Source organism: Sphingomonas dokdonensis (assembly GCF_002197685.1).
GTDB classification, from domain to species: domain Bacteria; phylum Pseudomonadota; class Alphaproteobacteria; order Sphingomonadales; family Sphingomonadaceae; genus Sphingomonas; species Sphingomonas dokdonensis.
Window position 1 is genome coordinate 523258 of record NZ_NBBI01000001.1, and the last position, 26094, is coordinate 549351.

Annotated in this window: 20 protein-coding genes; 12 read left to right on the forward strand and 8 right to left on the reverse strand. The window is 65.7% G+C overall.

Annotated elements, in window-relative coordinates; translation table 11 throughout:
* Positions 1 to 62: 62 nt before the first annotated feature.
* The 4 genes from SPDO_RS02475 to SPDO_RS02490 are packed head-to-tail and all read left to right on the forward strand — an operon-like array spanning position 63 to position 3317.
* On the forward strand, positions 63 to 1106 hold the full coding sequence (locus tag SPDO_RS02475) for a glycosyltransferase family 2 protein (protein ID WP_281252545.1): 1044 nt from the start codon (positions 63 to 65) through the stop codon (positions 1104 to 1106).
* Positions 1103 to 2092 carry an acyl-CoA dehydrogenase family protein gene (locus SPDO_RS02480; protein ID WP_211279977.1) on the forward strand — a complete coding sequence of 330 codons (990 nt, stop codon included), beginning with the start codon at positions 1103 to 1105 and terminating at the stop codon, positions 2090 to 2092. Before SPDO_RS02475 ends, SPDO_RS02480 begins: the two co-directional genes overlap by 4 nt.
* The gene (locus SPDO_RS02485; RefSeq protein ID WP_088365839.1) at positions 2089 to 2739 is read left to right on the forward strand and encodes a PIG-L deacetylase family protein; all 651 of its coding nucleotides are present in this window, start codon (positions 2089 to 2091) and stop codon (positions 2737 to 2739) included. The genes SPDO_RS02480 and SPDO_RS02485 overlap by 4 nt, the downstream gene beginning before the upstream one ends.
* The gene (locus tag SPDO_RS02490) at positions 2736 to 3317 is read left to right on the forward strand and encodes a methyltransferase (RefSeq protein ID WP_088365840.1); all 582 of its coding nucleotides are present in this window, start codon (positions 2736 to 2738) and stop codon (positions 3315 to 3317) included. The genes SPDO_RS02485 and SPDO_RS02490 overlap by 4 nt, the downstream gene beginning before the upstream one ends.
* A gap of 64 nt (positions 3318 to 3381) precedes the next feature.
* Here the strand turns inward: SPDO_RS02490 and SPDO_RS02495 are convergent, their stop codons facing one another.
* The 5 genes from SPDO_RS02495 to SPDO_RS02515 all read right to left on the reverse strand — a co-directional run bounded on the left by SPDO_RS02495 (position 3382) and on the right by SPDO_RS02515 (position 7396).
* On the reverse strand, positions 3382 to 3585 hold the full coding sequence (locus tag SPDO_RS02495) for a VOC family protein (RefSeq protein ID WP_245829007.1): 204 nt from the start codon (positions 3583 to 3585) through the stop codon (positions 3382 to 3384).
* Positions 3586 to 3679: 94 nt separating this feature from the next.
* Positions 3680 to 5029: an FAD/NAD(P)-dependent oxidoreductase gene (locus SPDO_RS02500; protein WP_158212132.1), complete on the reverse strand. Its 1350-nt coding sequence runs from the start codon at positions 5027 to 5029 to the stop codon at positions 3680 to 3682.
* Entirely contained in the window at positions 5022 to 5297 is a 276-nt protein-coding gene (locus tag SPDO_RS02505; RefSeq protein WP_088365842.1) for a (2Fe-2S)-binding protein, read from the reverse strand. The genes SPDO_RS02500 and SPDO_RS02505 overlap by 8 nt, the downstream gene beginning before the upstream one ends.
* Positions 5294 to 6469, reverse strand: a complete 1176-nt coding sequence (locus SPDO_RS02510; RefSeq protein WP_088365843.1) for an NAD(P)/FAD-dependent oxidoreductase — start codon at positions 6467 to 6469, stop codon at positions 5294 to 5296. Before SPDO_RS02510 ends, SPDO_RS02505 begins: the two co-directional genes overlap by 4 nt.
* A 6-nt stretch (positions 6470 to 6475) precedes the next feature.
* Positions 6476 to 7396, reverse strand: coding sequence for a dihydrodipicolinate synthase family protein (locus tag SPDO_RS02515; RefSeq protein ID WP_088365844.1), 921 nt, complete (start codon positions 7394 to 7396; stop codon positions 6476 to 6478).
* Between the two features lie 107 nt (positions 7397 to 7503).
* Here SPDO_RS02515 and SPDO_RS02520 point away from each other — a divergent pair, with 107 nt between their 5' ends.
* On the forward strand, positions 7504 to 8445 hold the full coding sequence (locus tag SPDO_RS02520; RefSeq protein ID WP_245829009.1) for a LysR family transcriptional regulator: 942 nt from the start codon (positions 7504 to 7506) through the stop codon (positions 8443 to 8445).
* Positions 8446 to 8509: 64 nt separating this feature from the next.
* Here SPDO_RS02520 and SPDO_RS02525 read toward each other — a convergent pair whose 3' ends face one another.
* From SPDO_RS02525 to SPDO_RS02535, 3 genes are read right to left on the reverse strand one after another with little or no spacing between them, the layout of a single operon-like run.
* Positions 8510 to 9964: a sodium:solute symporter family protein gene (locus SPDO_RS02525; RefSeq protein WP_088365846.1), complete on the reverse strand. Its 1455-nt coding sequence runs from the start codon at positions 9962 to 9964 to the stop codon at positions 8510 to 8512.
* Positions 9961 to 10173, reverse strand: a complete 213-nt coding sequence (locus SPDO_RS02530) for a DUF3311 domain-containing protein (protein WP_088365847.1) — start codon at positions 10171 to 10173, stop codon at positions 9961 to 9963. The genes SPDO_RS02525 and SPDO_RS02530 overlap by 4 nt, the downstream gene beginning before the upstream one ends.
* On the reverse strand, positions 10170 to 11903 hold the full coding sequence (locus SPDO_RS02535) for a DUF885 domain-containing protein (protein ID WP_245829012.1): 1734 nt from the start codon (positions 11901 to 11903) through the stop codon (positions 10170 to 10172). The genes SPDO_RS02530 and SPDO_RS02535 overlap by 4 nt, the downstream gene beginning before the upstream one ends.
* A 319-nt stretch (positions 11904 to 12222) precedes the next feature.
* Here SPDO_RS02535 and SPDO_RS02540 point away from each other — a divergent pair, with 319 nt between their 5' ends.
* The 7 genes from SPDO_RS02540 (at position 12223) to SPDO_RS02570 (ending at position 26056) form a co-directional block, all read left to right on the forward strand.
* Positions 12223 to 13512 carry an amidohydrolase family protein gene (locus tag SPDO_RS02540; RefSeq protein WP_088365849.1) on the forward strand — a complete coding sequence of 430 codons (1290 nt, stop codon included), beginning with the start codon at positions 12223 to 12225 and terminating at the stop codon, positions 13510 to 13512.
* A gap of 79 nt (positions 13513 to 13591) precedes the next feature.
* Positions 13592 to 14905, forward strand: coding sequence for a M24 family metallopeptidase (locus SPDO_RS02545; RefSeq protein ID WP_211279978.1), 1314 nt, complete (start codon positions 13592 to 13594; stop codon positions 14903 to 14905).
* A 216-nt stretch (positions 14906 to 15121) separates the two neighbouring features.
* On the forward strand, positions 15122 to 16945 hold the full coding sequence (locus SPDO_RS02550; RefSeq protein ID WP_245829015.1) for a DUF885 domain-containing protein: 1824 nt from the start codon (positions 15122 to 15124) through the stop codon (positions 16943 to 16945).
* A gap of 66 nt (positions 16946 to 17011) precedes the next feature.
* Positions 17012 to 18400, forward strand: coding sequence for a putative 2OG-Fe(II) oxygenase (locus SPDO_RS02555; RefSeq protein ID WP_088365851.1), 1389 nt, complete (start codon positions 17012 to 17014; stop codon positions 18398 to 18400).
* Between the two features lie 75 nt (positions 18401 to 18475).
* Positions 18476 to 21256 (forward strand): M14 family metallopeptidase, encoded by a 2781-nt coding sequence (locus SPDO_RS02560; RefSeq protein ID WP_245829017.1) that lies wholly within the window; start codon positions 18476 to 18478, stop codon positions 21254 to 21256.
* Positions 21257 to 21525: 269 nt separating this feature from the next.
* Positions 21526 to 24576: a TonB-dependent receptor domain-containing protein gene (locus tag SPDO_RS02565; protein ID WP_088365853.1), complete on the forward strand. Its 3051-nt coding sequence runs from the start codon at positions 21526 to 21528 to the stop codon at positions 24574 to 24576.
* 37 nt (positions 24577 to 24613) lie between these two features.
* Entirely contained in the window at positions 24614 to 26056 is a 1443-nt protein-coding gene (locus SPDO_RS02570) for an amidohydrolase (protein WP_088365854.1), read from the forward strand.
* The last annotated feature ends 38 nt before the right edge of the window (positions 26057 to 26094 follow it).

The window sequence follows — 26094 nt, forward strand, 5'->3', positions numbered from 1 at the left end:
CCGAAGCCGGTCCGTCGGCAGAGACAGGGAAGCACTGCGGTCTGTGGCTTCCACGCGCCCGCGTGGGGAGATGTGATCTGGTTGACGCTTGGCCCGCCATTGTCTGCATCCCCGCTCGAGACGAGGAGGCCATGCTGCCGCAGCTGCTGATTGGTCTGGCCGAGCTGGCGATAGTGCCGGGGCAACTGCAGGTGTGCATCTATCTTGACGGCTGCACGGACGGCAGCGCGGATCTGTTGGCGAAGTCGGCGTCGACCCTACCATTTCGTCTCACGGTCAGGAGCGGCCCGGAACGGCAGCCTGCCAACGCCGGCGCAGCGCGTATCAACGCCATGAACATGGGGCTTCGTGCGCTTGGCGACGCCGATGGATTATTGTTCACGACGGATGCGGACACGGTGCCGCAACCTGACTGGGTGTGGGCAGGGCGCCAGGCGTTGTCATTGGCGGATGTGGTTGCCGGTATGATCGTGCGTGCCGATGCGGAGGCCGATCCCGAGCAATCGCGCGTGGAGCAATATTATGATCGACTGTACCGATTTCGGCGCTCGATCGATCCGGTTGCGTGGGAGGCAGCAAACACACACCATTTCAGCGGCGGTGCGAACCTAGCGATGCGTGCGTCGGCATATCGCGGCATTGGCGGCTTTCGACCGTTGCCGTGCGGAGAGGATGCGACGTTGCTTGATGATGCCGCGCGCGCCGGCTTTCGCGTGCGCCGCGACGCGAATTTGCGCGTGGAAACCTCGTCCCGGCGCAGCGGGCGCGTCGCGGGCGGGCTTGCCGGCTCGCTTCGCGCGATCGATGCCGGAAGGCAGAACCGTGTATCGGACCCGCGTGGTGGCGCCTGGCAATGGCACGCGCAGGCGGTGGCGCGGCGTTCGTTTGCGATGATCGACCAAATGTCCGTGCGGGTTGCAGTGGGCGAGCGGCTGGGCCTCACTGCGGATCATGTGCTTGGCGTCGCGCGTGATTGCCCGAATGCGGAGGCTTTCGCGATGCGGATCGTACCGGCGGCACCGGTGTTCTGTGACGCGGTGACGTTGAGTGAGGCGGAAGATCTATTGGCGATGTTGGATGGTGGAACGTGCGGGATTGCCGCGTGAGCGCGGTTGGCGTGCTGCTCGCGGCGGCAATTCGGAAACAGGGATGGGACGCTGATCCGCCTCGCGATCCGCAATCGAGCGAGGACTATCTGCGCCTCCTCCGCGTTCTTTATGCCACCGGTCGCCAGGACCTGCCGCTCGGGCGCCTGCTCGAAGGCCATGTGGATGCGGTGCAGACCGTAGAGCGCTATGGTTCTGCGGCGCAGGTGGCGCGTTTGCACGACGCACTGCGCGCCGGCGCCGTTCTTGGTGTCTGGAATGCCGCCCTTGCCGGCGAGCCGTTGCGTCTGGTGGGAAATCGGCTGACCGGTGGGAAAAGCTACGCTTCCGGAGCGGGCGTGCTGAGCCATGCGCTCGTGACGGCGGAGAGCAACGACGGCGTGCAGTTGACTCTTCTCGATCTATCGCGCGTCGAGCCGGCGATCGACCGGGAATGGTGGCGGGTCACGGGAATGCAGCGATCCGAGACGCATCAGGTGCGTTGGGATGGCGCCCCGATCGACGCCGGCGACCGGATCGGCGCGCCCGATCTTTACGCCACCGAACCGTTTTTCAGTGGCGGTGCCCTGCGGTTCGTTGCGGTCCATGCCGGGGGTGTGGCGGGCATTTGCGACCGGGTGCGCGATCATCTGGTTGCCACCGGTCGAGCCGACGATCCGTTCCAGGCGGCGCGGCTTGCCGAGTTGTTCTGCCTGGCCGATCTTGCTGCGGCGACGGTGCGTGGAACGGCGCAAAGCTGGTTCGAGTTGGATGGCGAAGAGCGTCTGGCGCGGGTGGCTGCGGCCCGCCTGACCGTCGCTGAGGCGGGACAGCGGGCGATCGCCTTGGCGCAAGAGGCGGTGGGGCTGGCCGGTCATTTCATCAGCCATCCCTTGTCTGCGATGCTTACCGACCTGGCGGTTTACCTGCGGCAGCCGGCGCCGGACGCGCAGCGGCTGCGCGTGGGACGCGCGGTGCAATCGGGCGCGCTGGCGCCGGCGCTGTGAGATTGTCGCTGGCGGGCGTGCGCCGCGCGGCAATCGTGGCACCGCATCCGGATGACGAGATAATCGGGGCGGCTGCCCTGATTGCAGCCCTGCGCGGCAACGGATGCGACGTGCGCGTGATCGTGGTCAGCGACGGCGCCGCATCGCACCCGGGCAGCCTGAAGTGGCCGCGCCGCAGGCTGGTCGCGGAACGGCGGCAGGAGAGCCTGCGCGCGCTTCTGCGGCTGGAGGTGGTGCCCGGGAAGGTGCGTTTCCTTGGCTTGCCCGATGGGGCAGTGGGCACGCGTGAGGCGCAATGTCGGCGCGCCCTGCATGCGGCACTCAGGCGCGCTTGTCCCGACCTGATCGTGGGGCCAGCAACAAGTGACGCGCATCCGGATCATCGAGCGGTTGCCGCAGCGCTTCAACAATGGCGCTCGGGCGCGCGGCGGCTGAGCTATCAGGTCTGGCCGCCCCGCCAGCGTTTGGGGGCGCGTGGGTGGCTTGTCGCGTCGCCACGTGGGGCAAGCGCCAAGCGATCGTTGATACGCGTCCATCGCACGCAGCTAGGCGCGATCAGGGACGATCCGAACGGCTTCGCCATTGCGCCACATGAGCTTGCCGCCTTTGCGCATCCGATCGAGTGCTTCATGGAGGAGCGGCGGTGACGCGGATCAGCCTTGAGGGGTTTGCCGGTAAATTCGCGGCGGATGATGATCCATGGCGCACCTTCTTCAGCCGCGACGAGGCGGTGAAGCGGGCAGCGATCCTGCATGGCTTGGGTCCGGGGCCGCTTGGCCGGGTGCTGGAGCTCGGTAGCGGCAACGGCTCGAACAGCCGTGCGATGGCGCCGCGAGTGCGCCGGCTCGACGCGACGGAGGGGACGCAGGAGGGCACGCGGCTGACGGCCAGGGCAGTCGCCGCATGGCCAAGCGCGCGTACGATCCGCCTGGCGCTGCCGGCGTCATTTCCGCAGCCGAACTATGACGCGATCGTCATTGCCGAGCTGCTTTATTATCTTCCTGCGGCTGCGATGGCCGATGTCGCGCACCACGTCGCTCAGGCATTGCGGCCGGGGGGCAGGCTGGTGCTGGCGCATCACCGGATCGACTTCTACGACTTTGCCCAGCATGCCGCTCGCATTCAGCGGCGCTTTCTTCACCTCACCGGCGCGCAGTGGCGAGTGCGTACTGTGCGACGGCGCAGGAAGTGGGAGGTAATCGTCGCTGTGCGTGTTGGGCGCTGAAGTAGACGACCTTTCAGGCGCGGCCGCGGATATCGCCGGTCAGCGTCTGTCCCGGACCTTTCGCTCAGGTTGCGGAAACGACGGCTATGGCTTCGATCTCGACCTCTGCCGCGGGCTCGACGAGCGCAGCGTCCATCGGTCCCATGCGGAACAGCTCCTCGGCGCCGATCACGTCGCGGTAGAAGGCGACGGCGGCATCAAGGTCGGGCACCGTCCAGGAGATATGGTCGACCGAGAGGAAGCGGGGCTTCGGCGGCGCGGCGCTCATGGTATACTCCTTGGGGTGAGGCGGTAGTTTGCTGGCGGTTCGTCGGCTGGGCAACGCGGGCGTGGCGCAAACATCGTTGCCGCTCCCGCAACGATCAGTCGATCAGGTCGCCGATGGCGACGGGGCGGGCGGGGAAGCGCGCGGTAAAGCCGGCGCGCTCCGCGCGACCAGCGTCGGCAAGGAGGCGCAGCAGCGTCGGTTCGCAATTGCGCCCCTGACACAGCCCCATGCCGCAGCGGGTGGCGAGCTTTACCGCATTGACCGAGGCGCCGGCGGCGATTGCCTGAGTGATCGGGGCGAGCGGCACATCCTCGCAGCGGCAGATCAGCGTGTCAGGATCGCACGCCGGCAGATAGGAGTGCGGATCGGCGATGGTGTCGAGCAGGGCGGCAAAGCTGCGGTGCTGCTCGAGCGACCGGCGTGCGGGGCGTGCGGTGGCCTTTGCCGCAGCGGGCGTGATGAGGCCGAGACCCTGCGCGATGCCGAGGCCGGCGATGGTGCCGCTGGCAGATGCGGCTGCCGCGCCGGCGACGCCGGTCACTTCGCCAGCGACGTAGAGCCCCGGCAGCGAGCTTCGCATCCATGCGTCATGCGTGCAGCGCCAGCCACCAGCCGGTCCCGCCGCGACCATGGCGGCGCCGGCCATGCGCGGCAGCGCGGATTGCGGCACAAAGCCGTAGCATAGGCCGACCGCATCGCACGCGATGGCGCCGGCGCCTGTATCCGCGCCGGTCACGTGGTCGACGCCGGTGATGCGCTGTAGCGCGGTGCCGAAGTGGACGGGCACCCCTGCACGCCGAAGGGTCTGCATGGCGCGACCCCCGGAGAGCAGGTCACGTGCGCGACGTGCGGCGACCGTTGGTGCGCCGAGCAAGGGGGCGAGCAACCTGCGCTGCGGCTGGCCGAACAGCACCGCGGCGACCGTGCCACCAGCGCGAACGATCTGTTCCGCGATCACCAGTTGCAGCGGATGCGTGCCGGCGAAGAGGATGCGCTCGCCCGCGAGAATGTGCTGGCTCTTGAGCAATGCCTGAATGCCGCCGGCAGCATATACGCCGGGTAGCGTCCAGCCGGGCAACGGCACGGCGAGATCCTGGCATCCGGTGGCGAGGAGGATGTGGCTGGCGGTGATCTGCTGCGTGCCGTCGATCCCGTGCGCGATGAGGCGGCCGGGCTGGCAGTCCAGGACGGATCGGCCGCCGAGCCAGGTAACGCGATCGAGCGTCTCGAACCGGGCGAGCTGATCCTTCAGCGGGGCATAGCTCGGACCGGGCAACCAGTCTGCGGCGCGCCGGGGTGGCTGACGGAGGATCTGGCCGCCGGCCTGGGCCTGTTCGTCGATAACGGCGATCGTGATTGCGTGATCTGCAAGCGCCAGCGCCGCGGCTTGCCCGGCCGGGCCGCCGCCGATGATGACGACATCGAAGGCGAGCGGCTCAGCCAAGGGTGGTGACCTCGAGGCCGTCGGCAGCTTCGGTGAGGCAGGCGCGCACGCGGCGGCCATTGGCGGTGAGGATCACCGTGCATTCTCCGCAGCTGCCCATGTTGCAATACAGGCCGCGTGGGCGGCCTTGCGTGTCGCGGCGAAAGGCGGTTTGCCCACTGGCGAGCATGGCCGCTGCGATCGTCTCACCCGGCGTGCAGGCGATCGGCTGGCCGTCAACGATCAGCGTCAGCGGCTGCGCATCATGGCCCGTGCGGCGCGCGGTCATCCCATGAATCCGTTAAGATGCTCGAAGCGTGCGGGCGAGACGATGTCGAGTTCGGGCGTGGGGCGGCCGGTCATCGCGGCGGCGAGCAGGCGCGCAAAGGTTAGGCCGAGGGTGAAGGCGGAGCCGCCGGCCGCGACATACAGCCCCGGCATGCGCGGCACCTCACCGACGATCGGCAACTGATCGGCAGAGATGGCGGTGACGCCGGTCCAGCTGCGCAACAGGTCCAGTGCCGCGACCTGTGGCACCACATCGGTAGCGGCGCGCAGATTGCCGGATAGCGAACCGGCGATCAGTGCCGGCTTGCGCGACAGATCGAAGCCGCCGTCAGCGGATTGCGCGAGGCGCGACGGCCAGCCGCCGCCGATCAGCAAATTGCCGGCATGGGTTTGCTTCAGCGACAGACGGCGGCCGACATGCTGCACGAGATGCGGGATGGTCGGCGGCACGCGCACCGTGGCGTTCATCAGCAGGGCGACGGGATATAGCGGCATGTGGAGGTTCGCACGTGCGCACAACGGCGCCGTCCACGCGCCTGCCGCGACAAGCACGCGATCGGCGGCAAGCGACCAGCCGTTGCCGCCGAGACTGAACCCCGATGTGACGCGGGTGATCGTGGCGACCGGAGTGTGCATGCGCAGGTCTGCACCGGCGCCGCGGGCCGCAGCGGCGAGTGCGGGTGTCATCGCCTTCGGATCGGCATGGCCCTCGTCTTTAGAGAAGTTGGCGCCCATTATCCGGTCCGACAGATAGGGCGCGATGGCGCGGGCGGCGGCGCCGTCGAACGTCTCGACCGACAGTCCTTCGCGCCGCTCGCGCTCCGCCTTTCGCTCAAGAAGGGCGACCTCTTCGGCTGTTTCCGCCACCATCAGCCCGCCATGTATGGCGACGTGAAGATCGGCACCGAGGTCCTGTTCGACCTTGCGCCAATCCTCAACCGCCAATCGGCTGAGAGCGACAATGGCGGCAGCCTGATCTGCGAGCGCGTCGCCATTCTCCAGGAAACGGCGTTCGATCTGGAAGTGCAGCGAGCCGGCGTTCTGGCCCGATGCGCCGGTGTTCACGTCGCCGGCTTCGAACAGCACGACGGACGCGCCGGCGAGCGCCAGCCGCCATGCCGTGGCGCAACCGATCAGGCCGCCACCGATGATCGCCACGTCAGCTCGGTCCATAGACGCTTAGATGCGCCCGAGCTGTACCAGAGTCTCGCGGATTTTCAGCGCGTCCTCCGCCGACACATCACGCAGCGGCGCGCGGACGTAGCCACCCGGCAGTCCTTGTGCGTTGAGCGCGGCCTTCAGAATCGCGGGTCCGGAGCCAAAGCGGCCGACGAGTTCGGGCGTGTACCATTGATCGAGGATCACGCGATCCTGAAGCCCGCAGGCACGCGCGCCATCGATGTCGCCCGCCCATAGTTTGTTGTAGAAATCGGGATGGGTGCGACCGAGCACCGCACCGGCGCCCATGGTGCCGTCGCCGCCATGCATCCGCAGGAAGGTAAGGCCGTGTTCGTCCATGGTGTGGCCGAACACGCGGACGTCCTCGTTGAGCGCGTAGAACGTGTCGACGAAGCGGCGCAGGTCGCTGGTCGACTGCTTGACGGCAACGACATTCTCCAGCGCGGCAATGCGCTTCAGCAGATCGAGCGACAGGTCGATGCCGGTGCCTGGCGGCCAGTTATAGACACAGATTGGCAGCGGCGTGGCGGCGGACAGATCGGCGTAGAAGGCGACGACCTCCTCGCCGGACGGCTTGTAATAAGGCGGCGGGGTGACGACGATCCCGTCGAAGCCGCTGGCGGCGGCGTGTTCCGCGTGGGCGAGCACCTGGCGCGGCGTGTAAGCGGTGCAGCCGGCCAGTAGCGGCAGCTTTCCGGCAAGCTGCGCACCCGCTGCGGCGAAGAGTTGCGCGCGTTCAGCGTCGGACAGGCTGGGCCATTCGCCGGTAGTGCCAGCGATCAACAGGCCATGCATCCCCTCGCCATGCAGCCATTCGAGCAAGCCGCCGAGTGCGGTGAGATCGAGATTGCGTTCGGCATCGAACGGCGTGGTGATCGCGGGAATATAGCCACGCCAGTCCGCGCGCGATCGCTTGCTCATGTGTTCATTTCCCCCGCAGGCATCGGCCCTGTTTCTAGCCGTAACGGCGAAGTGATTGGCGCAACAGGGGCAACGAAGTACGAATCATGTTGCGATCTGCGCAACTTATGTCAGTCTTCAATCTGTCACATCACATCACCGGGGGGTGCATCATGTGGGACAGCGCACTGCATTATTTCTACGAGGCCGCGAATCTCGGATCGATGCGGCTGGCCAGCGACAAGATCGGTGTCGCGGTGTCGTCGATCAGTCGGCAAATTGCGCAGCTAGAATATGAGCTTGGCATCCCGCTGATCGAACGCGGGCGCCGCTCCATCCGGCTCACCGAGGCGGGGCAGCTCGCCTACGAATATCATAAGAACCAGATCGCCGGGCGCGAAGGACTGCTGAACCAGATTCAGGAGCTGCGCGAGGTGAAGACGGGGCGGATCGACCTGGCGATCGGGGAGGGCTTCTTTGGCCCGCCCTTCACCGCAATGATCGAGGCGTTTCAGGCCAAGAACCCTGGCATCGCCGTCTCCGTCACGAGCTGCCCCAGTGCCGAGATCATCCGTATGGTGATCGAGGACGAGGCGCATATCGGCATGATCCTGTCGACCACCAGCGAGCCCAAGATCCGCACGCGGGCAGCAGTTGCGCAGCCATTGCTGGTGCTGTGCGCGCCCGATCACCCGGCCGCAGCGATGGAAGCACTGACGGTGGCGCAACTCGCAACATTCGAGTTGTGCCTGCCGCCGGGCGGCTTTCGCATCCGCGGGACGCTGAACGATGCGCAGAAGCGCGCGCAGGTGTGCCTGGAGCCGCGGCTGGTGACGACATCGATCGCGATGATGCGCGAGATGGCCAAGGGCGGCCGCGCCGTTACGGTGCTGCCGCGCATCTCCGCCATCGCCGAGCTGGAAGAAGGCTCGCTGGTGGCGCGGCCGCTGATCGACGATGCGATCGAGCATAGCACCGTGAGCCTGATTCATCGACTGGGGCGGCAGTTGGACGGCGCACCGGCGCGGTTGCTGGCGGTGATCGAAGCGAAGCTGAAAAGCTGGAGTTGAGGGGAAGGGCGGGGGAACTCGCCCGCCTGCCGTACGTGCGTCGAAAGCTCGGCAAGGCTGGAATCTAGGCCGTTGCCACGACCTTGGCTTGCCGTATGGGCAGCACGAGGCACACCACCACCAGCACGCTCGCGTTGACCGCCATGGCGATCAGGCCGACTTCCCATCCGGGCAGCAGCGTTTTCCATAGCGCCTGGGCTTGAGGAAGTAGCAGCGCGAAATATCCGGCAACGATTCCGAGGAACACGCCACGGGCATGCGCACGGGGCCACAGGAAGGCGGCGTAGACGCCCGGTGCCAGCATGCCGATCGCAGCATAAGCGGAGAGGCCGATCTCGACGAGGGACTTGGAGCCGCCCAGCGTCAGGTACACTGCCGCCACCGCAAAGCCGATCATCGAAAGCCGCGAGGCGAGCAGGGTCGTGCGATCCGACAGGCCCGGCCGAAGCGGCAGGAGCACGTTGCGGCTGAAGATCGACCCGGCGGTGAGCAGCAGTACCGATCCCGGCACCAGCGCCAGCAGGCAGGCTGTGCCGGCGAAGATACCGACGGCCCACGCCGGATAACGGTCGGCGACGAACTGCAGCAGCACCGCATTGGTGTCTCCCCCGGCTGGCTGCGTCCCGGCGAGCAGCGCGGCGAACCCAAGGAGGATGATGAAGAAGTAGGAGAGCGAATAGATCGGCTGCCAGATCGCGTTGCGGCGGATCGTCGCCTCGCTGCCGGCGGAGAAGCACAATTGGAACAGATGCGGCAGGATCCAGTTGCCGAGCGCGACATTCAGCGCGGAGGTCATGAGCCAGATCTGTCCGAGCCCGGCGCTAGGTTGCAGCCCAGGCAGCTTGCCGATCCCCGGATAACTGTCCTGCGCAAGGCGATAGACATCGAGCATCGACGCGGCGCCGACCTTGCCAGCAACGGTCGCGCACAGGCCGATCACGATCAGGACCATCAGCACGTCCTTCACCCCGGCGGCAAAGGCGGCCGATCGCAAGCCGGCGAAGAACACGAAGCCGAGCATGAAGATCGCGGCGATGATTGCCGATACGGCAGGCGAGACCTCCGGTCCGAGCGTCAGCCGAACGATGAGGCTGAGCGCGACGATCTGGATCTGCACATAGACGATCAGCGCGGCGATGCCGGCAAGACCGACCACCACCCCGAGCCAAGTCGCGCGGTAATGCGCGGCGAAAAAGTCGGCCTGCGTAACCAGGTTGTGGCGGCGACCGGCGTTCCAGATCAGCGGCATCAGCCAATAACCGATCGTTGCCGACAGCGAAACGGAGGTGAGCGCCAGATAAGCGGGTGCGCCGTATGCCCAGGCGAACCCAGAGATGCCGAGGACTGCGAAGGTGGTGTAGATCTCACCAGCGTTGAGGAACCAGAAAATCAGCACGCCGAACTTGCGCCCGCCAACCGCCCAGTCGGCAAGCGTGCGTGCTTTCGCCTGCCGGCGTGCCGAGAGCAGCGCCCCCGCCATGGTGCCAAGTACAATCGCCAGGGTGAGAACCAGGATCATGCCGGATCGTTCGCGAATTCGGGATTTCTGCGGTCGATCGAGAAAACGACGGCGATGACGATCGAGGTCACCACGATGCCGGCCATCTGCCAGACCATCGGGAAGGGCAGCGAGAACGGGCGCCACGCGATGTCGTTGACGAGCGGGATGCAGCCGACCTGCCAGAGGAAGGGAATCAGCAACAACCGGCGGTGCGGGCGCCGCTTCATGCCGGGCCTCCACCCGCGGCGATCCAGCCGCGAATCTTGGCGTCGAGCACGTCCATCGGAAGCGCGCCGGTGTTCAGCGCCTGCCGGTGATAGTCGCGCACGTCGAACTTGCGGCCGAGTTCCTTCCCGGCTGTTTCGCGCAGCTCGCGAAACTTCAGCTCGCCGATCTTGTAGGCACAGGCCTGTCCCGGATAGGCGATGTAGCGATCGATCTCGACCGCAACGTCGCGCGGCGCCATCGAGGTATTGTCGAGCATATAATCGACTGCCTGCTGGCGGCCCCAGCCCTTGGCGTGAATGCCGGTATCGACCACCAGCCGCACCGCGCGCAGCATCTCCATGTCGAGATGGCCGAACAACTGCATCGGATCGCCGAACATCCCGAGCTCCGGCCCGAGCGATTCGGCATACAGACCCCAGCCTTCGGTATAAGCGGTAACTTCACCGTGGCGCAGCAGCGGCGGCAACGCCGCGTCTTCCAGCGCGAGCGTCAGCTGGAAATGGTGGCCGGGAATGCCTTCGTGCAGCGTCAGCGTTTCCAGCGTGGGGATCGGGCGCGTGTTGAGCATCGACATGTTGAAGTACAGCACGCCGGGGCTGACGCCGTCCGGAGGGCCGGGACGGTAATAGCCGGTGCCGCGCTGGTCGCCGAGCGCGGGCAGCGGGCGGACCTCGAAGGGTGCTTTTGGGCGATCGTGGAACAGCCGCGGGATGGCGGGCCAAATTTTTGCTTCAATGGCCTTGAAGCGGGCGAGCAGTTCTTCCGGAGTCTTGTAGTAATATTTCGGGTCGGTGCGAACGTGCTCGAAGAAGGCTTTCAAATCGCCGAAAAAGCCAACCTGTTTGCGCACCTTTTCCATGTCACCACGGATGCGCGCAACCTCGGACCGGCCGAGCCGGTGAATGTCGTCGGCGCTGCGTTTCGTCGTCGTGTGGCGCTGCAACTCCCACGCGTAAAGTCGGGGGCCGTCCTTCATCGCGCCGCGACCCGGCGCCGTCAGGGCACGCGGCAGGTACGTCTCCCGAAGGTAGCTGCCCCAGGCGCGGTAAGCAGGATAGACCCGGCCTTCGACCGCCTCGCGGAACGCCGCAGTGATGCGGGTGCGCTCGGCGGCGGGGATCGTGGTGGGCATGCGGGTGATGCCGGTCCAGAAGGCGCTTTGTTCGATCGGCAAGGCGAGCATCGCATCGACCTGCGCCAGCACGTTGTTAACGATGACCTTTGGCTGGATGTATCCGGCCGCCAATCCCTGTTGGAGGCGCAAGACGGCACTCTTCATGTATCCGGTGAAGCCGTCAAAGCGCTTCAGCGTATCTTGGTAATCGGCGACGTTCTCGTATTTGGCGCCAGAGAGAAAGTCCGGAAACTCGACCTGCAGCCCGAACGACGGGTTGAGCGGTGCCATGCGCTGGACGGCAAACAGCCCGGCGTTGAGCAGGTCCAGCATCTGCTGCGTTTTGTACGCAAAAACGTCATAGGCGATGCGATCGACGGGGCCGAGGCTTGTCCGATCGATCGTGGCGAGATCGACCGCGTCGCGCTGCTTGTCGGCGCGCAGCCGCGCTTCATAGACGTCGCTGAGCGGGTCGAGGAACAGGGGTGCGCCCTTGTTTCCGCTCCGGTCGGCGCTGAGCGGGTCCAGCGCGGCGTCGGCAGCAGCGCTGCGCTCCAGCAAGGCGCGGAGGCGGGCGCCATCGTTACCCTGAGCCAGACCGCGCAGCGGTGCCAAGGCGGTGGCGCACGCCAGCAACCCAAGGGTCTTGCGACGCGTGAATAGGCGTGGTTCGTTCGGCAATGTGCGGCCCCCCTTTTTGCCTCACCAATCGTGTCGTCTCCGCGCGGGAAAGCAACCTTGCTGCGCCGAGTTGATCGCCTCGCACCTGCAGCGGCTAAGTTACTCTGATTGCACGCTTTGCGTAATGCAGCATTGCTTTAGATCGAAGGAAATTGGCCTTGCGTTGCGTTTGGCGCAACCATTCGGGGCAAGTTTGCGCATTGCCTTAGCCGGCGAATGCCGCAGTCTTCGCGTGTCTTCAGGGAGAGACCAAATGAAGCTCTGGCGCACCGTGCTCGCCGCATTGACGGTCGTTTGCGCAACGGCGGCTGTTGCGCAGGAGGGCGCACCCGTGACCGCGCTGGTTGGCGGCACAGTGGTGGACGTGGACACCGGCCGCTCAACGCCGAACGCCATCATCCTGGTGCAAGGCGAGCGGATCCTGAGTGTGGGGCCGGCGGCCTCGTTGCCGTTGCCCTATGGCGCGAAGGTGGTGCCGATGACGGGCAAGTGGCTGATCCCCGGCCTCATGAACATGCATGTGCATTTCGGGCTGAAGCTGCCGGGCGCCGAGGGCAACGCGCTGGTCGACGAGACCGATGGCGAGGAAGCGCTGCGCATGGCGGACAATGCGCGCCGCAGTTTGCTGGCGGGCGTCACCACGGTACGGCTGACCGCGGAGGATCACGGCCTCGACTTCATGTTGAAGCGCGCGATCGAGAAGGGGCAGGCGGTGGGGCCGCGGATCGAATCGGCAGGCGAGTTGATCGTGCCGACCGGCGGACACGGTTCGCTGGAGGCGGACGGACCGGCGGCGTTCAGCAAGGTGGCGCGCGAGCAGATCAAGCGGGGTGCCAGCTGGATCAAAATAGCCGTTTCTGGCGGCATCTCGGATACGCACGGGAGCATTTCGGCCGCGCCCATGACCGATGCGGAACTGTCCACGATCATCGAGGTGGCGCACCGCAACGGCGTGAAGGTGACGGCGCATAACGGATCGTCCGAGGCGGCGTTGCAGGCGCTGAAGTTCGGGATCGATTGTTTCGAGCATGGCTACCACTTCAACGACGACGTGCTGGCCAAAATGAAGGCGCAGGGCGTGTGGCTGGTGCCGACGATGGTGGTCAGCCAGCCGGGCGCCTACGAGTTCTACCGCAAGATCGGCTCACCGCCCTGGTACCTCGAGCGGGTCGCCTCGACCGGCAAGGATCATTGGGCGATGCTGCAAAAGGCGATCAAGATGGGAATCAACGTGGCGCTGGGCACCGACCAGTTCCCGTTCGAGCCCAATGACGGCACCACTGCAACGGTGGCGGAAGCGGAGCTGTATCAGAAGGCGGGCATGACGCCGCTCGCCGCCTTGCAAGCCGCGACGATCCGGCCGGCCAAGATGCTGGGGCTTGACGATCAGGTCGGCCGGATCGTGGCGGGGCAATATGCCGACATCGTTGCGGTCGATGCCGATCCCACAAAGGATATCTCGGCGCTGCGCACGCTCGATTTCGTGATGAAGGGCGGCGCGATCTACCGCGACGACGATCATCCCGAGCTGATCGCGCGCTGACCGAAGCTCACAATCGTGTGAACACGGGTGCGACGATGTGGCAATCGTGGAGTCTGGTGCGCAATTCAGGGAGATGATGGTGCCGCGACCCGTTCTTGCTGTTGTTCTTGCGCTGACCAGTGCGCTTGCCGTTCCCGCGACCGCGCAGGAGGCCAAACGGCGGTGGGATGAATTGTGCCAGTTGCGCAAAGACAAGCTGGATATTGTCCTGCCCCAAGCCATGCGCGAGAACGGGATCGATATGTGGATCGTTGCCGGGCGCGAAGGCCATAACGATCCAAACGCCATGCTGCTGGGTGACGGCTATATCGGCGATGTCGGTTATTACGTCTTCACCGATCGGGGTGGTGGCCGGATCGAGCGGGCGGCGTTCGGCATCGGCGGCGCCGCATTCGATCAATGCCCGCTCTACGATCTTCGTCCCGCGCCTTCCGAGATGGCCGCCTTCGTCCAGACGCGGCAGCCGAATAAGATCGGCATCAACGTGGCCTCGGAAATCGGCAGCGCGGATGGTCTCAGCCATTCGCTGTACGAGAAGTTGCGCGAGACGCTCGGGCCGGCGCTGTCGGCGCGCATGGTCTCGGCGGAGAAGCTCGTGTCCGATTTTCGCGGGCGACACACCGCGCTCGGCGTCGCGGCCTTTGCCAAGGCAGGCGAATATTCGCGCACCATCGTCGAGCGTGCGCTATCCAACGAGGTAATCCGGCCGGGCCATACGACCACCGGCGACGTTGCCTGGTGGATGATGGAACAGCTGCACAAGGAAGGGCTGGGCAACAGCTTCGGTCTGCCAAGCATCTATATTCTGGGGCCGGGGCCTCGCGGGCCGGTATCGGGCGATCACGTGATCCAGCCGGGCGATCTGATCACGGTCGACTGGGGCGTGAATTACCTGACGGCTTACACCGACATGAAGCGCATGGCCTATGTGCTGAAGCCGGGCGAGAACGCGCCGCCGGCGGGCGTACAACGCGCGTACGACAAGGGGCAGCTGATCCGGGGCATGATCCTCGATCAGATCCGCCCTGGCGTGACAGCGGGCGACGCGCTTGCCGCGGTGAACCGCAAGGTGGCGGCGACGCCGGGCTTCGTCCTTGGCAAATACGATGATCCCAGCGCCGATCCAAAGATGACCGATGTGGTGATCGGCAGCCATTCGGTGGGTGATCTGGGCCACGGATCGGGGCCGTCGATGGCCGACTTCAATCCGGTGCGGATGACCTACACGCTGCGTCCCGGCAATCTGCTGTCGGTCGAGCTGTTCGTCTATACCGTGGTGCCCGAATGGGGGACCCGCAAGATCAAGATCCCGCTGGAGGACAATGGCGTGGTGACGGACAGCGGGCTGCAATGGGCCTATCCGCCCAACAGCCGCATCCTGCTGGTGAAGTAGCGGTCTGGCGTTGTGCTGCCGAATACCGGCGAAGGTCGGTTGCGTCGTGCGCAACGAACATCGTTTTTCGATGTCGTTGTCACAACTGCGCCAGTGACCGACACTCGGCATCCTCGCCGAAAGGCGGAGCGATCTGGCAGGAGCAATATCGCGATTGCGTGCGCCTGCTGGCCGGCTCAAGGCTGAACCTGACGAAGCAAGAAGTGGATGTGTTGCGTGATCGATCGTCGTCGCTTTCTTGAAGGAACCGCTGCGGGGCTGGCGCTGGGCACGGGCGTGCCGGCCTGGGCGCAGGTGAGAAGCGCGGATGCGGCGCTTGCGGCGCTGCTGCAGCGGCATAGCGAGGCATATCTGAGGCGATCGCCGGAGGAGGCGACCGGCGCTGATTTCGACGTGGGCGCGAATGCTGGCTTGCGTGCGAAGCTGGACGATCGCTCCCTGGCAGCGCGGGCGGCCGATCAGAAGGCGATCAAGGCGGCGTTGGCGCAGCTTGGCGCGATCGACGTGCATCAGTTGTCATCGCGCAGCGCGCTGGATCATGCGGTGGCGCGGTTCGTTTATGACACGCTGGACGATCTGCTCGGCCGCTATGGCTATGTCGACGGCAATTTGCGGCCGAGCCCTTATGTCGTCAGCCAGATGAATGGCGCTTATTACTGGCTGCCGGACTTCATCGGCAGCCGTCATCCGATCGAGACGCGTGCGGATGTGGAGGCATGGCTGCTGCGGCTTGCGGCGTTTGCGACGGCGATCGATCAGGAAACGGATCGCGTGCGCCACGACGCTGGCCTAGGCGTGATCCCGCCCGATTTCGTGATCCAGCGTACGGTGGTCCAGATCAAGGGGTTGCGCGATGGCGATCCGCTGCAATCGGCGCTGATCGCGCCGGCGCTGAAGCGGGCGCGGGACAAGGGTTTAAGCGATGTGCAGGCGCAGGCGCTCGGCATCTTTCGCAATCGCGTCCAGCCGGCGCTGACGCGCCAGGCCGAGACGCTGGAGGCGCTGCTGCCCCGCACCGATGCGCGTGCCGGCGTGTGGAAGCTGCCCGACGGCGACGCGTATTATGCGGCGGCGGTGCGCGCGAACACGACCGTCGATACGTCGCCCGCAGAGCTGCATCGCATCGGGCTGGAGCAGTGCCGCGCGCTGACGGCGGAGATCGACGCGCTGCTAAGGGCGCAGGGACTGACTAAGGGCAGCGCGATCGCGCGGATGCAGGCGCTTGATGCCGATCCGCGTTTCATCGTGTCGAATGACGATGCGGGCCGCACCAAGCTGCTCGGGCTCGCCGATGCCTATCTCAAGAAGACGACGGGGCTGTTGCCGGCGGCGTTCAACAATCCGGCGATCGATCCGATCATCGTGCGGCGCATTCCGCCGGCGGTGGAGGCGGGGGCGCCGGGCGCCTTTTATTCCGAGGGAGCGCCGGGGCAGCCGGGCGTGTACTCGATCAATCTCCACCGGCCCGATGAGCATGTGCTGTGGCGCCTGCCGACGTTGACGCATCACGAGGGCATTCCGGGGCACCATTTTCAGGCGAGCATGCTGCGCCGCGCGCCGGCGCTGCCGCTGTTCCGGCGAATGGTGCGCTTTTCCTCCTACACCGAAGGCTGGGCGCTGTATGCGCAGCAGGTGGCGGATGAGATCGGCTTCTTCGAGGGCGATCCGTTCGGGCGGATCGGCTATCTTCAGTCCGAGCTGTTCCGCGCGGCGCGGATCGTGGTGGATACCGGCCTGCACCACCACCGCTGGACCAAGCAACAAGCCGTCACCTGGATGGTGGAGAATGCCGGGGAGCATCCGGAGGCGACCGATCGCGAGGTGACGCGCTACGCCGTGTATCCGGGGCAGGCGTGTAGCTTCAAGGTTGGTGCCAACGCGATCCATGCCGCGCGCGAGGATGCGCGAAAGGCGATGGGCGACCGCTTCGACGTGCGCGACTATCACGATCTGGTGCTGGCGAGCGGGCCGATGCCGATGTCGGTGCTGCAAGCCGCGACAAAGGCGTGGGCGGGGGGCGCCGGCTCGGTTGCGGATTGATCGTCAACCGCTGATTGCGCGCGCGGTGGGTTGCCACAACTGGACCATGTCGGGATAGTTCGCGCGATGAGCCAGCAGACCGGGCAGGATTGGGGGGCGCGCGCTGCCGCGCTGAAGGCATCGGGTGATCTGGCGGGCGCGGCGGATGCCTATGCCGCGGCCGCGCGGGCGCGGCCGACCAGCGCGGTTGCCGAACATAATCTGGCGGCGACGCTGGGCGACCTTGGCGACCATGCCGGCGCGCTCGCCGCGACGAAGCGGGCGTTCGGCAAGGGCGGCGACGCGCCGGAGACGTGGCTGGTGCACGCGCGATCGTTGCAGGCGCTGGGTGAGGTCACGGCGGCGGAGGCTGCGTTCGAGGAGGCGATCCGCAGGCGCGCCGATTATGCCGTCGCGCATCGCGATCTGGCGCAGCTGCGCTGGATGCGCAGCGGGGAGCCGAGTGACGCCCTGCGATCGCTGAACACTGCGCCGGATACAGCCGAACTGGCGCTGGTCCGCGCCACCGTTCTCACCAGCGTGGGCAATCCTGCGGAAGCGCGAGCGGTGATCGAAAAGGCGCTGCGGCGGGCGCCGGGCGATCTCGCGTTGCGGCTGACGGCGGCAGCACAGGCCGAGCGGGGCGGGGACGTGGTGGCGCAGCTGGCGCATGCGACCGCCGCGCTGCGCCTCGCGCCGGGTTCGATCGACGCCGGGCGCGCGGCGGTGGAGGCGCTGCTGCATGCAGGGCGCCTGGTCGAAGCGGCGCAACTGGCGGAGCGGGTAGTGGCGGCGGCGCCCGACGATCAGGCGGCAATTGCTCTGATGGCGACTGCGTGGCGCTTGGTCGGCGATCCGCGCCATGCTGCGCTTTGCGAGGATAAGGCACTGATATCGCGCCGCATGTTGCCGGTGCCGGCGGGCTGGGAAAGCCGTGAGGCGTTCCTTGAAGAGCTGGCGGAGGCGCTGACGGCGCTGCATGGGTGGCGATCCCATCCGCTTGGCCAGTCGGTGCGGCATGGCAGCCAGACGCAGGTTGACCTGACGCGAGTGGAAACGCCGGTGATTCGGGCGCTGTTTGCGACGCTGCCGGTGCTGATCGATGCCCATATCGTGGCGCTCGGCAGCGGCGACGATCCGGTGCGGCGGCGGATCGGCGGGGGGTGGCGCTTTGCCGGTGCTTGGTCGATCCGCTTGTATCCGGGTGGTTTTCACACCGACCATGTGCACCCGCAGGGCTGGCTATCGTCTGCCTTTTACGTCTCCTTGCCACAGGCGGTGGGGCGCGAGCCGGAGGGGTGGCTGGCGTTCGGGCGGCCGGGAATCGCGACCACGCCGCGGCTGGCGCCGTTCCGCCGGCTGCAGCCCGCGCCGGGCATGCTGGCGCTGTTCCCATCCTACCTTTGGCACGGCACCGAGCTGTTCACCGGTGACGAGCCCAGGCTGACGGTGGCCTTTGATATTGTGCCGACGTAATAAAATCGGAGAACATCGGGTGTGGTTCGGCCGCGACAATGCGTCATGTGGCCAAGGACAAATAAAACGGGGGGTATGATGAGCCGACTGGGATTATTCTGCAGCGTCGCGGCACTGGCGCTCGCGATGCCGGCGCTGGCCGATCCGATCACCCCGAAGGCAGGATCGCTGCCCTCGCCCGCAGAGGCTTTTCCGACCGAGCCGGGCAGCGATTATTACCTCGCCAATTACGATGCGTACGAAAAGTATCTGAAGACGCTTGCTGCGCAGTCCGATCGGATGAAGCTGATCGACATCGGCAAGAGCGCCGAAGGACGCACGATGTGGACGGCGGTGGTTTCCTCGCCGGCGAACCTCGCCAAGCTGGACCGTTATCAGGAAATCGCACGGCGGCTCGCCAAGGCGGAGGGCGTGAGCGAGGCGGAGGCCAAGACGCTTGCCGCCGAGGGGCGCGCGATCGTGTGGATCGATGCCGGCCTGCACGCAACCGAGACGGTGACGACGCAAAGCCAGATCCATGTGCTGTATCGGATGCTGACCGGGGAGGACGCCGAGACGAAGCGCATCCTGGACGAGACGATCGTGCTGTTCGGTCACGACAATCCCGACGGGCTGCAACTCGTCGCCGATTGGTACATGCGCAACAAGGACCCGAAGGATCGCGAGTTCCGCACGATTCCGCGGCTGTACCAGAAGTATGTCGGGCACGATAACAACCGCGACAGCTTCATGTCGCAGATGCCCGAGACGACCGCGGTCAACCGCGTCCTGTTTCGCGAATGGTATCCACAGATCATCTTCAACCAGCACCAGACCGGGCCGGCGGGCATGGTGGTCTTCGTTCCGCCGTTCCGCGACCCCTTCAACTATAACTACAATCCGATCGTGATGACCGAGCTGCAGGAGGTCGGCGCGTCGATGCACAGCCGGCTCGTCTCCGAGCAGAAGGGCGGATCGGGCATGCGCTCCGCCGCGCCCTATTCGACCTGGCACAACGGCATGGTGCGATCGGTCGCCTACTTCCACAATTCGATCGGGTTGCTGACCGAGATCATCGGCGGACCGACGCCCGAGAAGATCCCGCTGATCCCGGATTACCAACTCGCACGCAACGACGAGCCGCTGCCGATCGCGCCGCAGGAATGGCACCTGAAGGACAGTCTGGAATATCAGAACTCGCTCGATCGTGCAGTGATGGATTATGCGGCTCGCAACCGCGAACGGCTGCTGATGAACATCTGGCGGATGGGCGATCAGGCGATCGCGCGCGGCAAGCGCGACAGCTGGACGATCACGCCGAACGACGTCGAGGCGGCAAAGGATGCGGCCAAGGGCAAGACGGCCGAAGGCGGCGAGGTGTATTTCCGCGGGCCGCCGCCGATCGACAGCGGCCTCTACAAGAGCGTGCTGAACGACCCGGCAAAGCGTGACCCGCGCGGTTACGTCCTACCGCCGATGCAGCGCGACATGCCGACGACGATCGCGTTCCTCAACGCGCTGCTGAAGACGGGCGTCGATGTCGAGCAGGCGAGCGCGCCGTTCACCGCCGGGGGCAAGCGCTATCCGGCGGGGAGCTATGTGGTGAAGACCGCGCAAGCCTATCGCCCGCACGTGCTCGACATGTTCGAGCCGCAGGACCACCCGCACGATCTGGAATATCCCGGCGGCCCGCCCAAGGCGCCGTACGACATCACCGGCTATACGCTGGCGTATCAGATGGGCGTGCAGTTCGACCGGATCCTTGACGGGTTCGATGGCGCGTTCACCCGCGTGACGGCGGATCAGCTCGCACCGCCACCGGGCCGCGTGCTCGGCTCCGGCACTGCCGGCTATGTCGTTGGGCACGAGACGAACAACAGCTTCATCCTGACCAACCGGCTGCTGAAGGCCGGCGTGCCGGTTTCTTGGCTGAACGAGACGACCAAGGCAGGCGGCGTGACCTTTGCACCGGGCGCTCTGTGGATCCCGGCGACGCCGCAGGCGGCCGCGATCATCGCGCAATCGGCGCCGCTCGGCGTCGATGCCTATCGCGTGTCGCGCGCGCCGGCGGGCGCCAAGACGGCGCTGAAGCCGGTGCGGGTGGGTCTGGTGGACCGTTACGGCGGGGTGATGCCGGCCGGGTGGACCCGCTGGCTGCTGGAGCAATATGAATTCCCGTTCGAGGTGGTCTATCCGCAGACGCTCGACGCCGGAAACCTCAAGGCGAACTACGACGTATTGCTCTTTGCCGACGGCACCGTGCCGGTGGAGCGTGGCGGCGCCTATCCGGGCGGCTATCGCAATTCGATGCCCAAGCCGGCCGACATTCCGGCGGATTATCGCGCCTGGCTGGGCGAGGTGAGCAAGGACAAGTCGGTGCCGGCGATCGATGCCTTTGCCAAGGCGGGCGGCACGGTGATCACCGTGGGCAGCGCCAATGCGCTGGCCAGCATGTTGTCGCCGGCGGTTCAGCCGGCACTCGTCACCAAGAAGCCGGACGGGACGGTGACGGCGCTCGACCACAAGCAATTCTACATCCCCGGCTCGATCCTGGCGGCGAAGGTCGATCCGACCAAGCCGCTAGCCTACGGCATGGCCCCCAAGGTCGACCTGTTCTTCGACGAGAGCCAGTCGTTCGTTCCGACCGCCGGGCTGACGCCGGTGGTGACGTATGACAGCGCCACGCCGCTGCGGAGCGGCTGGGCCGTGGGGCAGGAGAAGCTGAACGGCACGGTGGCGGTCGCCTCGGTCGATCTGGGGCAGGGCAAGCTGTTCGCTATGGGTCCGGAGGTGACGCAGCGGGCGCAGCCCTATGCCTCGTTCAAGCTGCTGTTCAACGGCATCCTCTACGGGCCGGCGAGCACGTCGGCGCAATAAGAGCAAGCGGCGGGGCGGCGCTCTTCCAAGCGTCTGCCTCGCCGACTGCATCCGTTTGCGGGCAAACGTCTAGGCTTATGTCAAAGCAAGCCTGACCAACGAAATAGTATAATGTATCTTTAAGTGTATGTCTTTCGACCGAATTGATCTTGCACGTGGGGCCTTGCGCAACTTTTATTTCAACGGCGAGGTGAGGGAGACATAAGCCATCGCGTCTTCACCCTTGAGCCGCCCGACACGAGGCGGCCTTTCAAGGGAATAGACACGCCATGCACCAGCGTTTCGTGCTTCGCACGTTCTTGTCCGTCGGCACCGCCAGCATTGCGCTGATCGCCGCGCAGGCCGCCGCTCAGGTTTCCGTGCCGACCGAGGAAAACCCGCCAGCAGCCGCGGCCGAGGCGATTGCCGAGGCGCAGAACCCCGCCGCGCCGCCGCCGCCGTCCGAGGACATCGTCGTTACCGGCAGCCGCATCGCGCGGCCGGATTATGTCGCCAATTCGCCGATCGTTTCGGTTGGCAGCGCGGCAATCGAAAATACCGGGCGCGTGACGGTGGAAAGCACGCTGACGCAATTGCCGCAGTTCGCCGGATCGTTCGGGGCTGGCAATACCGGCAGCACCTCGACCGGGCTGAACGGCGGGCAGGCCTATGCCTCTCTGCGTGGCCTGGGATCGAAGCGGACGCTGCTGCTGCTCGACGGGCGGCGTATCCAGCCGTCCAACCCCGACGGCTCGGTCGACCTCAACATCATTCCCGAAGCGCTGATCGAGAATATCGAGGTGATCACCGGCGGTGCGTCGACCACTTATGGTTCGGATGCGACCGCCGGCGTGGTCAACTTCCGGCTGAAGCGGCGGTTCAGCGGGCTTGAGATTGCGGGGCAGACGGGCGTCAGCGATTATGGCGACGGCAACAGCTATCGCATCACCGCCACCATGGGATCGTCATTCGCCGACGATCGCGGCAGCGCGGTGCTCTCTGTGGACTACACCAAGCGTGATCGCGCGCTGCAGGGCAAGCGCGACTATTACGTCTTCCGCTCCTCCACGCCGGGGCTGGCGACCATTCCGCAAGGCACGGTGCTGTTCGGCGCCAATCTGCCGACGCTGGCATCGGTCAACAACGTATTCGTGGGGCAATATGGCACGCGTCCGCTGACCGGCAATGCGGCGGGGCGCTACACCGGGCAGATCGGGTTCAACACCGATCAGACGTTGTTCTCCACCGCCGGCGTGCCAGTGCTGAACTTCCGCGACCCGCAAAGTGACGAGGCCTATATCGTCAACTCAGGCGCAAATTCGCAGCAGATCAACTTCGGCTACAATGGCGGCTCGCTGCAATCCGATCTCGATCGCTGGTCGATCTTCGGCAAAGTCGATTACGACGTCAGCGATGAGGTGAAGGCGTTCATCCAGGCGACCTACACCAGCTACACTTCGCTCGGTATCACCAACCCGACGCTGGCCTCCAACGTCTATGGCCTTAGCGTGCCGGTGACGAACCCGTTCATCCCGGGCTCGTTCAGCTCGATCCTCGCCTCACGGCCGAACCCGGCGGGCGATTTCACCTTCTACAAGGCGTTCAACATCCTTGGGCCGCGCTACCAGAGCTACGATTACGAGGTGTGGCAGATCACGGCGGGCCTGTCGGGCAAGCTGGGGCTGGGGGACTGGACCTGGGATGTCTACGGCTCGACCAGCCAAGCGAAGTTCGCGAACGAGCAGACCGGCGGCGCCAGCGCGAGCGCGCTGCGCAACCTGCTGTATTCGCCGACTGGGGGCACGAATTTCTGTTCGGGCGGGTTCAACCCGTTTGGCAACCTGACGCCGTCGCAGGATTGCATCGACTATATCTCGCGCCGGACGCTGAACACCAACGAGCTGAAGCAGCGCACGGTGGAGGGCAACGTTCAGGGCGCGCTGTTCACGCTGCCGGCCGGCGAGGTGCGCCTCGCGCTGGGTGCGGACTATCGGTACAACAGCTATGGCTTCAATCCCGACAGCGCACTGAACCAGGCCGACGGAACCAGCGACGTTCTGGGCTACAGCGTGCTGCGACCCGCCGGCGGATCGGTCGACACCAAGGAAATCTATGGTGAGATGCTGGTGCCGCTGCTCAACGACCTTCCGCTTATCAAGCAGTTGGAGGTGAACCTGGGCTACCGTTATTCCGACTATAATTCGGTCGGCGGGGTTCATGCCTATAAGGTTGATGCGAACTGGCAGGTGTTCGATCCGCTGCGGCTGCGCGGTGGCTACAACCGCGCGATCCGCGCACCGAGCGTCGGCGAGCTCTTCGCGCCGGTCTCCACCGGGTCGGTCGGCATCGGCACGGCGACGCCGACGACCACCAACGGCGATCCATGCGACGTGCGCTCGTCCTATCGGCAGGGCGGCAACGGCACGCAGGTCCGCGCGCTGTGCCTGGCGCAAGGCGTGCCGACCTCGATCATCGACAGCTACCAGCTGGGCACCGCGCAGGTTTTCGCACTGACCGGCGGCAACCCGGATTTGCAGGAAGAGACCGCCGACACCTATTCGGCCGGTGCGGTGCTGCAGTCGCCGTTCGGCGGCATCATGCGCAACATGTCGCTGTCGGTGGATTTCTATAAGATCAAGATCACCGATGCGGTGGGGCCGCTGTCGATCGCGCAGGCGTTCCAGTTCTGCTTCAACTCGGGCGGGAACAATCCGACCTATGCGGCGAACAATTATTATTGCTCGCTGATCACCCGCAACGGTGCGTCGGGCGTGCCGCTCAATCCGGTGCAGCCGCTGCTGAACCTCGGCACATACAATGTGCAGGGCGTCGACATCCAGTTCGATTGGCGCTTCGGGCTGGATTCGCTGGGGATCGGCGGCGATGCGGGGACGATCGCGCTCAACACGGCGGTGAGCTATCTCGACAAGTTCGAGATCCAGGCACTGCCGGGCGCGGCGACCTATGATTATGCCGGCTCGATCGGCATCGGCGTAGAGAGCAGCGCGGGCACGGCGCATCCGGAATGGAAGGCGATCACCTCGCTCACCTATTCGCTCGGGCAGGCGAGCATCGGGCTTCGCTGGCGCTATATCGACAGCATGATCAATTCCGCCAAGGTGGTGACGCCAACCAGCACGACACGCGGGGTCGACACGTACAACGTCTTCGATCTGAATGCGCGTTTCGACGTGGACGACAACACGCAATTCCGCATGGGTGCGACCAACCTGTTCAATCGCAAGCCGCCGCAGGTGGGCGATATCGAGGGCAATTACGATCCGCAGAACTATGATGTGATCGGCCGCTATTTCTTTATCGGCGCCACCAAGAAGTTCTGAGCGGGTATTGGGGAGTAACGACGTGAAGACACGATCCATGACCATCGCGGCCTTGCTGGCCGCCGTCGCCAGCCCGGCGCTGGCGCAGCAGCTGCCGGCCGCGGACAGCCAGCAGATCCTGAGCAACGTGACCGCGAACGAAAAGCCGATCAGCGATACGGCCCTGACGATCTGGAAATATGCCGAGGTCGGCTACAAGGAGACGCAGAGCACCGCCTTGCTGCAATCCAGGCTCAAGACGGCAGGCTTCACCATCAAGGCCGGCGTGGCGGGCGAGCCGACCGCCTTCGTCGCGAGCTTCAAGAATGGTGCCGGGCCAGTGATCGGCGTGCTGGCGGAATATGATGCGCTGCCGGGCCTGTCGCAGCTTGCCCAGCCAACCAAGGCGAGCGCGGGCGGCCCCGCGGGGCATGGCTGCGGCCATAATCTTTTCGGCACCGCCAGCACCTATGCCGCGATCGCGGTGAAGGACTGGATGGTGAAGAACAAAGTCGGCGGCGAGATCCGCGTTTATGGCACGCCGGCGGAGGAAGGCGGCTCGGGCAAGGTCTATATGGTGCGCGCCGGGCTGTTCAACGATGTCGACACGGTGCTGCACTGGCACCCTGGCAACAGCAATTCGGCGGCGCAGGGGCCGTCGATGGCGAACATTTCGGGCAAGTTCCGCTTCCATGGCAAATCCGCGCACGCCGCCGGCGGACCGGACAAGGGTCGCTCGGCGCTCGACGGGGTCGAGGCGATGGATGCGATGGTGAACATGCTGCGCGAGCACATCCCCGACCGCACGCGCATTCATTATGTGATCACCAACGGTGGCAAGGCGCCCAACGTGGTGCCCGACGAGGCGGAGGTCTATTATTACGTTCGCCATGTCGATCCGAAGATCGTCAAGGACACCTGGGCCTGGGTGACGCAGGCGGCGCAGGGTGCGGCGATGGGCACGCAGACCAAGGTGGACTGGGAAGTAACCGGCGGCGTCTATTCGCTGCTGCCCAATGCCGCGCTGATGAAGGTGATGGACGCCAGCCTGCATACGGCCGGTGCGATCAGCTGGACGCCGGAAGAGATCGCCTTTGGCAAGAAGATCCAGGAGACGCTGGTGAATCCGCCGCCGGTCGAGACGGTGGGGCAGATCCAGCCGGCCGTGCTGGTGGATGATGCGCTCGGCGGATCGACCGACGTTGCCGATGTGAGCTGGAACACGCCGACGGTCGGCTTGTCGACGGCAACCTTCGTGCCAGGCTCGGCGGGGCATAGCTGGCAGAACGTCGCGGCGGCGGGCTCTACCATCGGCGTGAAGGGCGCGGTGCTGGCGACCAAGACGCTGGCGTTGGCGGCGGCTGACCTGTTCTGCAACCCGGCGACGATCGAGGCGGCGAAAAAGGAGTTTGCCGAGCGGCGCGGCGCCGACTTCCGCTACGAAGCGCTGCTGGGCGATCGTGAGCCGCCGCTGGATTACCGCAACGGCGTGGTGGAATAAGCGGGACGTAAAGAGCGTGCCGTGCGGCCTTCTGGCTG